The sequence below is a fragment of the Campylobacter coli genome (assembly GCF_009730395.1).
GTDB lineage: Bacteria > Campylobacterota > Campylobacteria > Campylobacterales > Campylobacteraceae > Campylobacter_D > Campylobacter_D coli.
The window spans coordinates 1,419,039-1,435,021 of the sequence record NZ_CP046317.1; the positions used below are offsets into that span (position 1 = coordinate 1,419,039).

Annotated in this window: 14 protein-coding genes and 1 pseudogene; 8 read left to right on the plus strand and 7 right to left on the minus strand. The window is 33.1% G+C overall.

Annotation, left to right across the window (positions count from 1 at the left end):
• Window position 1: 1 nt before the first annotated feature.
• The 5 genes from FOC43_RS08895 to ruvC form a co-directional block, all read right to left on the minus strand.
• Complete coding sequence (locus FOC43_RS08895) at window positions 2-223, minus strand: sulfurtransferase TusA family protein (protein ID WP_002779371.1); 222 nt, start codon at window positions 221-223, stop codon at window positions 2-4.
• Window positions 224-232: 9 nt separating this feature from the next.
• Complete coding sequence (locus FOC43_RS07315; protein ID WP_002779372.1) at window positions 233-1,267, minus strand: YeeE/YedE family protein; 1,035 nt, start codon at window positions 1,265-1,267, stop codon at window positions 233-235.
• An 11-nt stretch (window positions 1,268-1,278) separates the two neighbouring features.
• Entirely contained in the window at window positions 1,279-2,550 is a 1,272-nt protein-coding gene (locus FOC43_RS07320; RefSeq protein WP_002789803.1) for a bifunctional O-acetylhomoserine aminocarboxypropyltransferase/cysteine synthase, read from the minus strand.
• Between the two features lie 426 nt (window positions 2,551-2,976).
• Window positions 2,977-5,520: a flagellar hook protein FlgE gene (flgE, locus tag FOC43_RS07325; protein ID WP_004284576.1), complete on the minus strand. Its 2,544-nt coding sequence runs from the start codon at window positions 5,518-5,520 to the stop codon at window positions 2,977-2,979.
• Between the two features lie 203 nt (window positions 5,521-5,723).
• Window positions 5,724-6,200 carry a crossover junction endodeoxyribonuclease RuvC gene (gene ruvC / locus FOC43_RS07330; RefSeq protein WP_002779377.1) on the minus strand — a complete coding sequence of 159 codons (477 nt, stop codon included), beginning with the start codon at window positions 6,198-6,200 and terminating at the stop codon, window positions 5,724-5,726.
• A gap of 102 nt (window positions 6,201-6,302) precedes the next feature.
• Here ruvC and dnaA point away from each other — a divergent pair, with 102 nt between their 5' ends.
• The 8 genes and pseudogenes from dnaA (at window position 6,303) to FOC43_RS09085 (ending at window position 13,805) form a co-directional block, all read left to right on the plus strand.
• Complete coding sequence (gene dnaA / locus FOC43_RS07335; protein ID WP_002799923.1) at window positions 6,303-7,625, plus strand: chromosomal replication initiator protein DnaA; 1,323 nt, start codon at window positions 6,303-6,305, stop codon at window positions 7,623-7,625.
• A 164-nt stretch (window positions 7,626-7,789) separates the two neighbouring features.
• On the plus strand, window positions 7,790-8,857 hold the full coding sequence (gene dnaN, locus FOC43_RS07340; protein WP_002779379.1) for a DNA polymerase III subunit beta: 1,068 nt from the start codon (window positions 7,790-7,792) through the stop codon (window positions 8,855-8,857).
• A 31-nt stretch (window positions 8,858-8,888) separates the two neighbouring features.
• Window positions 8,889-11,201, plus strand: a complete 2,313-nt coding sequence (gene gyrB, locus FOC43_RS07345; RefSeq protein WP_002791617.1) for a DNA topoisomerase (ATP-hydrolyzing) subunit B — start codon at window positions 8,889-8,891, stop codon at window positions 11,199-11,201.
• A gap of 162 nt (window positions 11,202-11,363) precedes the next feature.
• Window positions 11,364-11,768: a twin-arginine translocation signal domain-containing protein gene (locus FOC43_RS07350; RefSeq protein ID WP_002837868.1), complete on the plus strand. Its 405-nt coding sequence runs from the start codon at window positions 11,364-11,366 to the stop codon at window positions 11,766-11,768.
• A gap of 154 nt (window positions 11,769-11,922) precedes the next feature.
• A complete protein-coding gene (locus tag FOC43_RS09010; protein WP_004284574.1) occupies window positions 11,923-12,183 on the plus strand; it encodes an FAD-binding oxidoreductase in 261 nt (86 codons plus the stop codon).
• Window positions 12,184-12,244: 61 nt separating this feature from the next.
• Entirely contained in the window at window positions 12,245-13,126 is an 882-nt protein-coding gene (locus tag FOC43_RS09015) for a p-cresol methylhydroxylase subunit (protein WP_023890680.1), read from the plus strand.
• Between the two features lie 11 nt (window positions 13,127-13,137).
• Window positions 13,138-13,404 carry a hypothetical protein gene (locus tag FOC43_RS09020; protein WP_002779383.1) on the plus strand — a complete coding sequence of 89 codons (267 nt, stop codon included), beginning with the start codon at window positions 13,138-13,140 and terminating at the stop codon, window positions 13,402-13,404.
• Window positions 13,405-13,441: 37 nt separating this feature from the next.
• Window positions 13,442-13,805, plus strand: a pseudogene (locus FOC43_RS09085) (c-type cytochrome).
• A gap of 118 nt (window positions 13,806-13,923) precedes the next feature.
• On the opposite strand, the gene FOC43_RS07365 reads toward FOC43_RS09085, so the two are convergent.
• Entirely contained in the window at window positions 13,924-15,570 is a 1,647-nt protein-coding gene (locus FOC43_RS07365; RefSeq protein ID WP_004284570.1) for a cation acetate symporter, read from the minus strand.
• Window positions 15,567-15,926, minus strand: a complete 360-nt coding sequence (locus tag FOC43_RS07370) for a DUF485 domain-containing protein (protein WP_004284569.1) — start codon at window positions 15,924-15,926, stop codon at window positions 15,567-15,569. Before FOC43_RS07370 ends, FOC43_RS07365 begins: the two co-directional genes overlap by 4 nt.
• Window positions 15,927-15,983: the final 57 nt, after the last annotated feature.

The following is a 15,983-nucleotide window of genomic DNA, read 5'->3' on the forward strand; positions in this document are numbered from 1 at the left end:
TTTATTTTTTAATAAGCTTTATTCTCCATTCTGCATCGCCTAAAAGTTCAAAATCAACGATCTCATGTCCTTCTTCAGCAGCCCATTGTGGGATTGTTTCTGTAGCCTGTGTACAATCAAAAAGAATTTCTAATTCTTCACCGCTTTTTAAAGTTTGAACCAAATTCTTTGCTTCAACGAGTGGAAAGGGACAAACCTTTCCTCTAGTATCTAAAGTTACCATATCTTATCCTTATATCTTTTGTGTTGCCTTACGCGTAGGCAATATAATTGTATAAAAAGTAGCTATGTAAGCACCTATTAAGAAAAATACCGTAGCAACCCAACCTTTATACGAAAAAAGCGATGTTTCTACCAATCCATTACCTATGGTACAGCCTCCAGCAAGAGAAGCTCCAACCCCCATTAAAATTCCTCCTATGCTTGCATAAGCTAGAGTTTTTTTATCAGGAAGACGAAATCTAAATTCCCCTGATAATTTAGCACCTAAAAAAGATCCAAGTGCGATTCCAAGAACCAAAAAAACTCCCCAATCAACAAACTGAACATCACCTGTACTAAGGTATTGTACAAGATTTGCCGAAGGAGTTGTAATCCCTAAACCATAATTTCTTCCACTTAAGCTTGAAAGAGGCCAAGCTAAAATTGCGATCAATGCAACCAAAACAGCCGTAACAAAAGGATGCCATGATTTTTCAAACAATATGTGTGAAATTCCTTGCTTTCTAGGCTTTAATCTTGCGACTTTAAGGCGTGGCTTGCGTAATTCTCTAATCACAAAAAAGCCAACAACCAAACTCAAGGCAAGCACCAAAATCCAAGGAGAAATTCCCAAGCTTTGATAAAAAGTTCCATCAGAAATTTTAAAAGTATTTAAATTATCCTGCAAAGGCAAAAGAACTCCGTATTTTACAGCACTTGCACTAAAAGCATAAAACAATAAAGCTGCGATAGAACCGATCAAGCCCTCCCCTGCTCTATACCAAGTTCCTGTAGCACATCCTCCTGCTATGACCATACCAAAGCCAAAAATAATCCCACCAATAATCGTTGAAAGCCAATAAAACTCTTGAGGCTTTATCGAAATATATCCTAAAGAATGAAGAGCCCAAACACCAATACTTTGCAATGCAACGACGATAAAAAGCGCTATAAAAATTGTAAATTTTTTACTTAAAAATACATCTCTATAAGCTCCCACAACGCAAAATCGTCCCCTTTGCAAAACAAAACCTAATAACAAACCAACTATAATTCCACTTAACATAAACACGCTCTTTAACTTTCTATAGCTTGTTTTAAATCCGCTATCAAATCATCGCTATTTTCAAGCCCTATGCTTAAACGCACAGTGGTTTTCTTAATGCCTGCTTTTTGAAGTTCTTCTTCACTTAGTTGAGAATGAGTAGTAGAAGCAGGATGGATAATTAAAGATTTACTATCACCTAAATTTGCAGCAAGTAAGAAAAGTTGAGTTTTATCACAAATTCTTCTAGCATGCTCATAATCCCTAGCTTCAAAGCTTAAAAGTCCACTAGCGAAATTTTTATCAAAATATTTTTTAAATAAATTATGATAAGCATTACTTGCTAAAGTAGGATAATTTACACCCTTGATATCAGGATGAGAATTTAAAAAATTCGCAACTTTTTCAGCATTTTGGCTGTGTTTTTCTATACGCACTGCTAAAGTTTCAAGTCCTTGTAAAAGCAACCAAGCATTTTGAGGCGCTAAACTAGCTCCTAAATCTCTAAGCCAAGTGATGATGATTCTAATGCTAAAAATTGGCAAATCAAGTGTATTTAAATTCAGTCCATGATAACTTGGATCAGGAGTATTAAAAGTTTTATATCTATCGTTATTTTTAAGCAAGTCGTTTAAATCTTTTCTTTCTATAAGCACTCCGCCTAAAGCACTGCCTTGACCGCTTACATATTTACTTAAACTATGCACGATTATATCCACTCCATGTTTAAAAGGTTGGAGTAAGAAAGGAGTGGCAACGGTATTATCACAAATGGTAGCGATTTTATGTTTTTTTGCTATTTGGGTTATTTTTTCTATATCAGCTATGGCAATTTGAGGATTTGAAAGACTTTCGAAAAAAATCGCTTTTGTGTTTTGATCTATAACTTTTTCTAAGCTATCTAAATCATCGATATCAAATTCCCTAGCTTCTATGCCAAAATTTTTAAGTGTGTGAGAAATTAAAGTTTGAGTTCCACCATAAATTTTATTTGAATACGCGACATTATCTCCTGAACTTGCTAAATTCACAAGGGCATAAAAACAAGCTGCCATACCGCTAGAAACAGGAATTCCAAAAGCCCCACCCTCAACATTAGCAAGTCTTTGTCCTAAAACATCGCTTGTAGGATTGCCTATCCTTGAGTAAATATTGCCAAGTTCTTGAAGATTAAATCTCGCTGCAGCCTGATCTAAATTTTCAAAATTATACGCAGTATTTTGATATATAGGCACACTAATACTTCTTTGAGTGTCAAAATTATAAGCTCCATGTAATGCTAAAGTTTCTTTATTAAAATTCATTTTTTATCCTTTTTTGTTAATTAAAAAAATACTAAAAAGCCTTTTATCAGCTTTAAACTAGATTGTTTGGAAATGTAAATTTATAGAATATGAGTATATACGAGTAGATTAAGCGTGCCAAGCACGCATACAGAAAGAAGAAAGCATTAAGTTAAAACTAATATAAGACATTTTTTCTCCTTTCTAAAAAATTATTGGCTATTTTATCTTTAAAAAATAAAAATAAAATTAAATTTTAAAAAATTTATATCACATTGCTGAAAATTTTATTGCAACTCACCCCCTAGCAAGAGTGAGTTAGCAATAAATTGAAGGCAGTTCAAGCCTAAGCCTAGTATTACAAGACTACCAAGATAGGCTTGTAAAGCAAGGCTTGCTCCCTTAAAGGGAGCAAAAAACAATATTTTATAGAATACTAAGCTTAAATTATTGTTTAAGCTGGATTAGAGTTTGGAGCATTTGATCACTCGTTGAAATGGTTTTTGAGTTTGCTTGATAACCTCTTTGAATGATAATAAGCTCTGTTAAAGAACGACTTAAATCCACATTTGACATTTCAAGAGCTGAGGTTTTCATCTCACCACGACCTCCTGTTCCTGCTTCACCTACTACGATATTACCACTATTTGCAGTGACTTTAAAAAGATTTCCACCAATTTCCTCAAGACCTGAGTTATTTGCCACTGAAGCCATTGCGATTTTTGCTACAGCAAAGGTTTTGCCATTAGTAAATTCACCTAAGATATTACCTTTATCATCCACACGGATAGCATCAGGTTTTAAGTTACCTGAAGTATAACCATCAGTTGCCTGTCCTGTTAGAGTTGAAGCAGAATTTGAGCTTACAAGGCCGTCATTGCTTCCACTTGTTCCAAAGGAAAGTTTGATTTGTTGATTTGGTGCGGCACCATTGTTTGGTGAGAAATTTATCGTTCTTGGTGTATAACTAGCTAAAGAGCCGTCATTGTTAAATCTAGCTGTTCCTACGATGATATTGTTTGGTCCTTCGCCTGTAGTGTTAATCTCTGCAGGTTCAGGTACACGGATGATCATTTGCCATTCATTACCCCCATCTTGAGTGGTACTTTGCTTAACAAACTGCACTTCTAAAGTGTGTTTTGAACCTAAAGAATCATAAATTTCAAGCCCCGCCGAAAAAGCAGAAAGCTTAAGTTGTTCGCTTTCTTTGATCTGACCTCCGACTGTTAAAACTCCATCAAAAGCTTTAAAAATTTTAGTAAAGGCATCATTGGTACTTACAGTTCCTTGTTTGTTACTATAAGCAGTTATATTAAAACTCATATTTTTTGGATTTGTTGTAGCAACACCAGCACCAGCACCAGCACCAGCATTAGCTGGTATAGTAGAAGTTTCATTTGCGTTAGAAATAGCAAAATTACCATTTTCAGTTACCACTACTTTTACAGCTTGATTGATATCATTAGCATCATATCCTGAACTTCCATTTCCATCATAGTCTACTCCATATCTAGCATCTCTTTGCAAAAGCTCTCTTAAATCTTCTGTGGTTCTAAAAGTTCTTTCAGTAGTATTTTTTAAACTCCCTTGTATAGCATCCCAATAATTAGCAGAAGCAGGATCAGTTGGTCTTGTATTTGGATTAGCATTAGGTTGAAATGCTGGACCACCATCAGGATTATACATAGGAGGAATATTAACTGGTGTGGAACTATACACATATTTATGCGCTGTAATGATTTGAACCCTTTCTTCAGTTAAACCAGGAGCACCTCCAGTTATCCATGCAGAATTACCATTTGCTTTAACAGTTACAGCTGTAAAATTTTGATTTTGCTGATTCCATGTTACTCTAAATCTTTCTCCAGCAGTATTTGTTTGTTTTACAACTAAATCAATATTTTTCATATTATCTGTAGTACCATCGGCATTATCATTGACAAATTCTATACCTGAACCATCTGCTTTTTTTACAGCTTTAACTCCTGTTCCATCCCTTGTATCCGTTGGTGCGGTAAAGGTATTGATATAATCTATAGCTTCATCTAAGCTTCTAATATTTGCATTTTGTATATTAACACCATTTAAAGTAATATCTAAATTTACCGCACTATCTTTATTTCCCCAAAAAATAACATTTTGCTGATTTGTTTGAGAATTTTCATTAAAAACTCCATTTGCACCATCTGTAGCTGTGGTAAATTTAGCATCTGCATAAGACACCCAAATTCCTTGACCTTCTCTTAAATTTAAACCCTGTCCATTAGCGTTAAAAAGTGATCCCGCATCCACACCCTTTTCCGTCACTTCTACAGAATTCTTAGAAGTCGTATAAAACTGAGTAGTTCCTGTATCATTTTCATCTTCAGGTCTTTGAGTTTTATTATTCCATCCATGAACAGAATCAAGTGCATAAAGATTTCTACTTGAAGTTCCTATATTTAAACCACTATTTAAATTTGCTTTAATAGCAACTTCAGTAGATTTTGCTGCAGGGATATGCATACCTGGATCGATAAAAATATTTTGCGGACTTCTTGAACTGTCTATAGTTTGATCATCCCAATTGATATTCCACCCTTGGACAACAAAACCTGCATTATTAACAAAATTTCCATAAGCATCAAGTTTAAAATCCCCGCTCCTTGTAAGATAGCGAGTAAGCCCCCCATCATCACTAACCATAAAAAAACCATCACCATTTATAGCAACGTCAGTGTTTTTATCTGTGGTTTGAACTGAACCTTGAGAATGAATTCTAGTTGTAGAACTTACTGAAACGCCAAGACCGATTTGAAGTGGATTAGATCCGCCTCTTCCATCAGTTGGAGCTGTAGCGATTTTCACAGTTTGACTAAACATAGTCCCAAAATCTGCACGAGAGTATTTAAAACCAGTGGTATTAACATTTGAAATGTTATTACCTTCAACATCCATCGCAACTTGATGTGCTTGTAGTCCGCTTACGCCAGACCAAAGTGATCTCATCATCTTAAATCCTTTATAAAATATTGCTTTAAAAAATTTAACGCTTTGGCTTTAAAAAACTTTTGCGTTTATGTGAAGTTTACAAGCAAGTTCTGTTCCAACTTTTAAAATTTTTTATGAATTTTTTAAAAATTTATAGAAAAAATTTAAAGGTATTTTGGGAGTTTATGAAGCTTTGGGCTTTTGTGTAATAAAAATTACCAAAATCACACCCTAACTCTTAAATTTGCTGCATGGGTTAAAGCTACTGCAATAGCATCTGTGATATCCAAAGGCTTGATATCTTTACTAAGTCCTAAAAGCCTTTTTACCATAAAAGCAACTTGTTCTTTAGTTGCTTTGGCTTTTCCTGTAACGGCTTTTTTTACTTGTAAGGGAGTGTATTCTGCAAAATCTCCATGAATTTGAAGAATTTTTAAAGATAGGGCTCCGCGAAATTGTGCGAGTTTTAAAACGGTTTTTGGATTGTAAGCAAAAAAGATATCTTCTATAGCCACCTCATCAAAAGAATGATTTTTAAAAATCAAGTCCAAACCCTCGCAAAGCTCTGTGATTTGATACTGTAAGGTACTTGGCTTTATCTTTATAAGTCCTGCTTCTATGAGAATGTTTTTTCCTTTGTTGGCTTCTATGATAGCATAACCGCAATTTCTTGAACCTGGATCTATACCTAAAATTTTCAATCTTCCACCTTAATCAATAATGAAATGCAAAAGCTTGATTTTAACCTTTTTTTATAAAATTTAAGATAAAATTTATAAGCTTACAAAGACTAAAGAGAGATTATGAATCCAAATCAAATACTTGAAAATTTAAAAAAAGAATTAAGTGAAAACGAATACGAAAATTATATCGCTATCTTAAAATTTAACGAAAAACAAAGCAAAGCAGATTTTCTAGTCTTTAACGCTCCTAATGAGCTTTTAGCCAAATTCATACAAACAAAATACGGTAAAAAAATTTCACATTTTTATGAAGTACAAAGCGGAAATAAAGCGAGCGTTTTGATACAAGCACAAAGCCAAAAACATAGTAGCAAAAGCACTAAAATCGATATCGCTCATATCAAGGCGCAAAGTACGATTTTAAATCCTTCTTTTACTTTTGAAAGCTTTGTAGTGGGGGATTCTAACAAATACGCTTATGGAGCTTGTAAAGCTATCTCACAAAAAGACAAACTGGGAAAACTTTATAATCCTATCTTTATCTATGGGCCTACAGGGCTTGGAAAAACGCACTTGCTTCAAGCTGTGGGAAATGCAAGTTTGGAAATGGGAAAAAAAGTGATTTATGCTACGAGTGAAAATTTTATCAATGATTTTACTTCAAATTTAAAAAATGGCTCTTTAGATAAATTTCACGAAAAATATAGAAATTGTGATGTTTTACTCATAGATGATGTGCAATTTTTAGGAAAAACAGACAAAATTCAAGAAGAGTTTTTCTTTATATTTAATGAGATTAAAAATAATGATGGGCAAATTATCATGACAAGTGATAACCCACCCAATATGCTAAAAGGTATCACCGAACGCTTAAAAAGTCGTTTTGCTCATGGTATCATAGCAGATATCACTCCACCTCAACTGGATACAAAAATAGCCATCATACGCAAAAAATGCGAATTTAATGATATCAATCTTTCTAATGATATCATTAATTATATCGCCACTTCTTTAGGGGATAATATAAGAGAAATAGAAGGTATCATCATAAGCTTAAATGCTTATGCTAACATACTTGGACAAGAAATCACCCTTGAGCTAGCAAAAAGCGTGATGAAAGATCATATCAAAGAAAAGAAAGAAAATATAAGCATAGAAGACATTTTATCTTTGATCTGTAAAGAATTTAACATCAAACCAAGCGATGTGAAATCTAGCAAAAAAACTCAAAATGTCGTTACTGCAAGACGCATAGCAATCTACCTAGCAAGGGAACTTACAAGCCTTACTTTTTCACAACTTGCTAACTTTTTTGTGATGAAAGATCACACAGCTATTTCACATAGTGTGAAAAAAATAAAAGAACTCATGGAAGATGATGAGCAAATAAAAACAAAAATCGAAGAATTAAAAAACAAAATTCTTACAAAAAGTCAAAGTTAAGTGAAGAAATGTGAAAAGAAAAAAAGCAAAATGTGAAAAAATATAATTAAGCAAAATATGGTAAAATACAAATTTAATAATTTTTTGCTAAAGAATTTCACAATTTCAATAGTCTTATTATTACAATGAATTTAAATTATATATAATAAAGCCAAGGAGAAAAAATGAAACTAAGTATCAATAAAAATACCCTTGAATCAGCGGTACTTTTATGTAATGCCTATGTAGAAAAAAAAGATTCTAGCACCATCACTTCACATTTACTTTTTGAAGCTGATGAGGATAAACTTATCATTAGAGCGAGTGATTTTGAAATAGGGATAAACTATAAAATAAGAAAAATTCGCGTAGAAAGCGGTGGATTTGCTACTGCAAATGCAAAAAGCATAGCCGATGTGATAAAAAGTTTAAACAATGAAGAAGTGGTATTAGAAACCATAGATAATTTTTTATTTATAAGACAAAAAAGTACAAAATACAAACTTCCTATGTTTAATCATGAAGATTTTCCAAATTTCCCTAAAACAGAAGGTAAAAACCAATTTGACATTGATTCAAGTGATTTAAGTAGATCTCTTAAAAAAATTCTACCAAGCATTGATACTAACAACCCTAAATATTCTCTAAATGGTGCATTTTTAGATATAAAAACAGATAGAATAAATTTCGTTGGAACCGATACAAGACGCCTTGCAGTTTATACTCTTGAAAAAACAAACAATCAAGAATTTCACATCAGCATTCCTAAAAAAGCTATCATGGAAATGCAAAAACTTTTTTATGAGAAAATCGAAATTTATTATGATGAAAATATGCTGATCGCTAAAAATGACAATTTTGAATTCTTTACAAAACTTATCAATGATAAATTCCCTGATTATGAAAAAGTTATCCCAAAAACTTTCAAACAAGAACTTAAATTTTCAACTGAAGATTTTATAGATAGTCTTAAAAAAATCAGTGTTGTAACTGAAAAAATGAAACTTCATTTCAACAAAGATAAAATCATCTTTGAAGGTATAAGCTTAGACAATATGGAAGCAAAAACCGAACTTGAAATCGAAACAGGAGTAAGTGAAGAATTTAATCTTAATATCAAGATAAAATACCTACTTGATTTCTTAACTTCAATCGAAGAAGAACAATTCACTTTAAGTGTAAATGAACCTAACTTAGCCTTTGTAGTAAATTCTCAAGGCTTATCTATGGTTATCATGCCTATGATTTTATAAAAACTTAAAATCTTGAGTTAAAAGGAAAAATATGCAAGAAAATTATGGTGCGAGTAATATTAAAGTTTTAAAAGGCTTAGAAGCTGTTAGAAAACGCCCAGGTATGTATATAGGAGATACCAATATAGGCGGACTTCATCATATGATTTATGAAGTAGTGGATAATTCTATCGATGAAGCAATGGCAGGACATTGTGATACTATAGATATAGAAATCACTACCGAAGGAAGCTGCATCGTTAGCGATAATGGTCGTGGAATTCCTGTAGATATGCACCCAACTGAAAATATGCCAACCCTAACTGTTGTTTTAACTGTTCTTCATGCAGGGGGAAAATTCGATAAAGATACTTATAAAGTTTCAGGGGGTTTGCATGGTGTGGGCGTTTCAGTCGTAAATGCACTTTCTAAAAAACTTATAGCTACGGTTGAAAGAAATGGAGAAATTTATCGCCAAGAATTTTCAGAAGGTAAAGTCATCAGTGAATTTGGTGTTATAGGAAAGAGCAAAAAAACAGGAACCACCATAGAATTTTGGCCTGATGATACAATTTTTGAAGTAACAGAATTTGATTATGATATTTTGGCTAAAAGATTTCGTGAACTTGCATATTTAAATCCAAAAATCACTATAAATTTTAAAGATAATCGTGTAGGCAAAAGTGAAAGTTTTCATTTTGAGGGCGGAATTTCACAATTTGTTAGCGATTTAAATAAAAAAGAAGCTTTAACCAAACCTATATTTTTTAGCGTAGATGAAGAAGATGTAAATGTAGAAGTAGCTTTGCTTTATAATGATACTTATAGCGAAAACTTGCTTTCTTTTGTAAACAATATCAAAACCCCTGATGGTGGAACGCATGAAGCTGGATTTAGAATGGGTTTAACAAGAGTGATTAGCAACTACATAGAAGCAAATGCTAGTGCTAGGGAAAAAGACTCTAAAATCACAGGCGATGATGTGCGTGAAGGACTTATCGCTGTAGTAAGTGTAAAAGTGCCTGAACCTCAATTTGAAGGACAAACTAAAGGAAAACTTGGCTCTTCTTATGTGCGTCCTATAGTTTCAAAAGCAAGTTTTGAATATCTTAGTAAATATTTTGAAGAAAATCCTATCGAAGCAAAAGCTATTATGAATAAAGCTTTAATGGCAGCTAGAGGAAGAGAAGCAGCAAAAAAAGCAAGAGAATTAACGCGTAAAAAAGAAAGCTTGAGTGTAGGAACTTTACCAGGGAAATTAGCTGATTGTCAAAGTAAAGATCCGAGTGAAAGTGAAATTTATCTTGTGGAAGGGGATTCTGCAGGAGGTTCTGCAAAACAAGGTAGAGAAAGATCTTTCCAAGCTATACTGCCTTTGCGTGGTAAAATTTTAAATGTTGAAAAAGCAAGATTAGATAAAATTTTAAAATCTGAGCAAATTCAAAATATGATTACCGCTTTTGGCTGTGGTATAGGTGAGGATTTTGATCTTTCAAAACTAAGATATCATAAAATCATCATCATGACAGATGCGGATGTTGATGGATCACATATACAAACCTTGCTTTTAACTTTCTTCTTCCGTTTTATGAATGAACTTGTGGCTAATGGACACATTTATCTTGCCCAACCACCGCTTTACCGCTATAAAAAAGGTCAAAAGAAAGAAATTTATCTCAAAGATGAAAAAGCTTTGAATGATTATCTCATCGAAACAGGTATTGAAAGTTCTAATTATGAAGGAATTGGCTTAAATGATTTAAAAGATTTTCTAAAAATCGTTGCCGCTTATCGCTCGGTATTAAATGAGCTTAAAAAGCGTTTCAATGTGATTTCTGTGATTAGATATTTGATCGAAAACCCTGACTTTATCAAAGAAAATAATGAAGAACTTTTTAAAATCGTTAAAGCTTTTTTGGAAAAAGAAGGGCATAATATTTTAAATCATTATATCAATGAAAATGAAATTCGCATTTATGTGCAAACTGAAAATGGTTTGGAAGAACTTATCATCAATGATGATTTATTTTCACACCCTCTTTATGAAGAGGCAAATTATATCTTTAATAAAATAAAAGATCGTGATTTGAGCTTTGAAAAAGATATTTTAGATATCTTAGATGAAGTAGAAAAAAATGCCAAAAAAGGTGCTTATATCCAACGCTATAAAGGTTTGGGTGAAATGAACCCTGAACAACTTTGGGAAACAACTATGGATCCAAGCGTAAGAAGACTTTTAAAAATCACTATCGAAGATGCACAAAGTGCTAATGATACTTTTAATCTCTTCATGGGCGATGAGGTTGAACCAAGACGCGATTATATCCAAACACATGCTAAAGATGTAAAACATTTGGATGTGTAAAAATTTTTTAGTGTCAGATTGTAAATTTGACACTAAATTCTATCTTTTTGTTTAAAAATTTCACACTTTGTTACAATAATTCATATTTTATCTTTACTCAAATTATTTTTTAAATTTATAGATTTATAATTTGTAATACTAAATACTTAAAACGATTAATTCATGTTAGAAGTTTCGCGTAGAAATTTTTTAAAAGCTACGGCTTTAAGTGCTGTTTGTCTTTCTGGTTTGAATGCTTCTTTTTTGGAATTTTCTCAAGCTAAACAAGTGAAATATTTTATCAAAGATAGTGAAATTCCTCATCAAGGAAATTTTATTAACGTGGATGAAATTTTACTTATTGAAAAAGATATCAGCAATATTTACTCACAACTTAAAGAAGCTTTTGAAAATAAAGCACTCATTGGAAGTGTGAGTAGTGGGACAACTTTTTTTGTGATCCGCACTATGGCGGCGGATTATGGTATGCGTGTTGCGTATGAAAAAAACAAGGTGATTTTTATACTTGGATTTTGGCACCAAAAGGAGTTAAATTATAATTTTACCAAAAAATGTTTCGCAAAGTGATTTTACAGCTGCAGTAGCAAAATTTGAAAAAGCTTTGGGTAAAGAGTGGGTATTTAAAACCTAAGAGGATTTAGATCTTTATAGAGATGCGTATAGCCCGCAATGGGATGATGATGACGAACCTATCCCTTCTTTAGCGCTTGCACCTAAAAATGTGGAAGAAGTTCAAGCTATAGTTAAAATAGCAAATGAATTTAAAATTCCTCTTTTTCCTATTTCCACAGGTAAGAATTTAGGCTATGGTTCTTCTGCACCACAGCAAAGAGGGCAGGTTGTTGTAGATTTAAAAAGAATGAATAAAATCATCGAAGTAGATGATAAAAGAAATTTCTGTATCGTTGAACCTGGGGTGAGTTATTTTGATCTTTATAAGTATGTAGAAAAACAATCTCAATGTTTTTTTAGATATTCCTGATCCAGGTTGGGGTTCTCCACTTGGAAATGCTTTAGATCATGGTTGGGGATATAGCTATGGGATGTATCGTGATCACTTTGGCTCGCATTGTGGGATGGAAGTTGTTTTGGCTAATGGAGAAATTTTACGCACGGGTATGGGTGCTTTACCAAAAGCTAAGACTTTCGCAGAAAATAAATACGGCTATGGTCCTTATGTAGATGGACTTTTTTCACAATCTAATTTCGGTATCGTTACAAAAATGGGCTTTTGGATGATGCCAAAACCAGAGCATTATATGCTTTTATCTATAAAAATGAAAAAACGCGAGGATTTGATCCCAGCGGTTGAAATTTTAAATTATCTTGAGGATAGTTTTATTGTGGGTTGGCCGCAGTATTTTAGTCCATTAAATCCACCTTATGGAAAACCGATGAATGCGGAGTTAAAAGGCTATCTTACAAGTAAAAATGGCTTACCTGATATGGATAAAATTCAAAATTATGCTTTGAAAAATAAAATCCCTTATTGGAATATCGATGTTTCAGTTTATGGCTGTAAAGAAGTGTGCTATGCAAATTTAGAATATATCAAGCAAAGATTTAAAATCATTGAAGGTGTAGATATTTCTATCGTTCAAGAATTTAGTTTACCTTTGAATTTGGAGCAAAAAAAGCAGCTTAAACATAAGGTTACTCTTGGAATTCCAAATATGGAAATTTTTTGGCTTAGCACAAGAGGTGAGGTTTTAGAACCAAGTGATGGGCATGTATGGTTTTCACCTATTATTCCACGCGATGGTAAAGAACTTTTAAAATGCCAAGAAGTGTATATGAATTTATTTAGAGAATTTGGGGAAGAATCTCCTATAACACCTTTTTCGCATCCTAGAAGTTGGATGTATCGTGCATTTTGCTTTATGTTAGCCTTTAATAACTCAAGAACCGATAAAGCACACAATTAAAAGTGCGTAAAATGTATCGTCAAATGGTTCAAACTGCTGCAGAACATGGATGGGGAGATTATCGCGCAGCTCCAACTTTCCAAGATGATGTAATGGGTGCGTATTCTTATAACAATCATATTTTACGCCGCTTTAACGAGCAGCTTAAAGATTGTATTGATCCAAATGGAATTTTAGCACCTGGTCGTGGAGGCATTTGGCCTAAAAATTTAAGAGATGAGCGTTTTGTTAATAACAAACGCGACGCATTAAGAATGAAAGAAGGTAAAGAAAAATGAAAAAAATCGCTATTTAAATGCTAAGGATAAAGAATGGTTGCCAAAGGGTGAATCTATAAGTGTTTATGAGTATATTCCAAACAATCCAAGATCCCCTGCAGCATTTTCAAGCGTTGATAGTAAAAAATTAAATGCAAATCAAAGAAAGGGACAGCAAGTTTATAGTAAGTGGTGTATAGCATGTCATGGCGAGGGAATGCCTGGGACAAACGCACTTTCAGCTCTTTATAAAGATCCAAGGAATTCCTGCGCTTTTAGAAGATAGAACGGATTTAAGCCCTGATTTGGTAACGATTTTTGTGCGTTATGGTAAACATTCAATGCCGTTTTTCCGTAAAACTGAAATCAGCGATAAAGAATTGCAGTATTTAGGTGAGTATTTGGGTAGAAACTACAAATAAAGATAAACTCTAAAGGACTTTATGTTAAGTAAAGTCCTAAAATACTTTTCTAATGAGAATATTTACTGGTTTAAATTTAAAAAAGCTTCTGTGCTAAATGCAAAGAAGCTTTTTTTGTTTAATGCGCCACAGCTTCACTTACTCCCACACCGCTTTGAGCTCTAAAATCTTGTGCTTCAAAACCTTCTTTATCTTTTTTAGCTCTTTTAGAATTATCCAATTTTGAAATGATATAAATGAGTATAAAACTTAAAGGCATTGAAAATAAAGCAGGATGATCATAAGGAAAAATAGCTTCACTAAAACCAAAACTTTTTACCCATATACTAGGGCTTAAAATCACAAGAGCAAGAACGACTATAAGTCCTATAAATCCACCCCAAAAAGCGCCTTTAGTGGTAAGATTTTTCCAATAAATACAGAGTAAAAGTATAGGAAAATTTACACTCGCAGCAATAGCAAAAGCAAGTCCTACGGTAAAAGCAACATTTTGTTTTTCAAAGACAATGCCTAGCAAAATAGCAAAAATTCCTATAGCTATAGTTGCGATTTTTGTAACTCTCATTTCATCTTCATGTTTGACATCACCCTTTTTGATAACATTGACATATAAATCATGACTTATAGCTCCTGCACCTGAAATCGCAAGTCCTGCAACGACTGCTAAAATAGTAGCAAAAGCTACTGCTGAAATAAATCCTAAAAAGACATCTCCACCCAAAACATCAGCTAAGGTAACTGCTATCATATTACTAGCCCCATTAAAACTTCCATCAGCGTTAGTAAATTGAGGATTACCAAGTAAGAGCGCTATAGCACCAAAGCCTATGATGAAAGTAAGTATGTAAAAATACCCTATAAATCCTGTTGCATAAAATACTGACTTTCTAGCTTCTTTAGCATCTTTTACGGTAAAAAATCGGATAAGTATATGAGGTAAACCCGCAGTTCCAAACATAAGAGCCAAGCCTAAAGAAAGAGCTGATACGGTATCAGGCAAAAAAGTCCCTGGTTTCATTATGTTTTCACCTTTTGGATGATGAGAAATGGCTAAATCAAAATAATATTTTAAATCAAATTTCGTAAGGTATAAAATCATAACAGCCATAAAAGTAGCCCCTGCTAGAAGTAAAATGGCTTTGATGATTTGCACCCAAGTGGTTGCGTGCATTCCTCCAAAGGTTACATAACAAATCATTAAAATTCCGACCAAAACAACCGCAAAAGTGTAAGGTAAACCAAAAAGCAATTGTATGAGTTGTCCTGCTCCTACCATTTGAGCAATAAGATAAAAGATAATAACGCTTAAAGCAGAAATAGCTGATATAACGCGTATAGGCTTAGCTTCTAAACGATAAGCGGTAATATCTGCAAAGGTAAATTTGCCAAGATTTCTAAATTTTTCTGCAATTAAAAATAAAATAATAGGCCAACCCACTAAAAATCCTATAGAATAAATAAGCCCATCAAAGCCATTAGTAAAAACTAAAGCGGTAATTCCAAGAAAGCTTGCCGCACTCATATAATCCCCCGCTATAGCTACACCATTTTGCATTCCTGTGATATTTCCTCCGGCGGTATAAAATCCACTTTTGGATTTGGATTTTTTGTTAGAATAATAGGTGATAAACAAAGTAGCTAAAACAAAGACTAAAAACATACTAACAGCAGTTATATTTATAGGTTTTTGATGAACTTCTCCTAGATCAAAACCGGCGCTTAAGGCTAAATTAAAGATTAAACTTAAAAATATAAAGACTTTCATACTAGCTCCTTATAATTGATTTTTCCATCTTTTAACGCATCAAGCAACCCTTCATTTTCCAAGCTTTTAATCACTTTTTCTTGCTCTTTATCAAGAAAATAATTTGCGATAAAAGTGTAAATTCCTGTGGAAATAATACACAATAAAATCAGGCCAATGCCTACCATAATACCAAGCGTGATGGAACTAGGACCCAGTTTATACCCTAAAATTTCAGGCATAAGTCCTATACCTAAAACAAAGATATAGTAACAAATAAGCACTATCAAAGATAGGTTAAGAGATATTTTGTTTCTAAAAGAAACAAACTTTTTAAATCTCAAAACAGCATTTTTTTGCTCCGCATTTAAATTCATGGGTACTCCTTTCAATGTTTATAATTCAATATAACAAAAAATTCAATGAATTAAGGC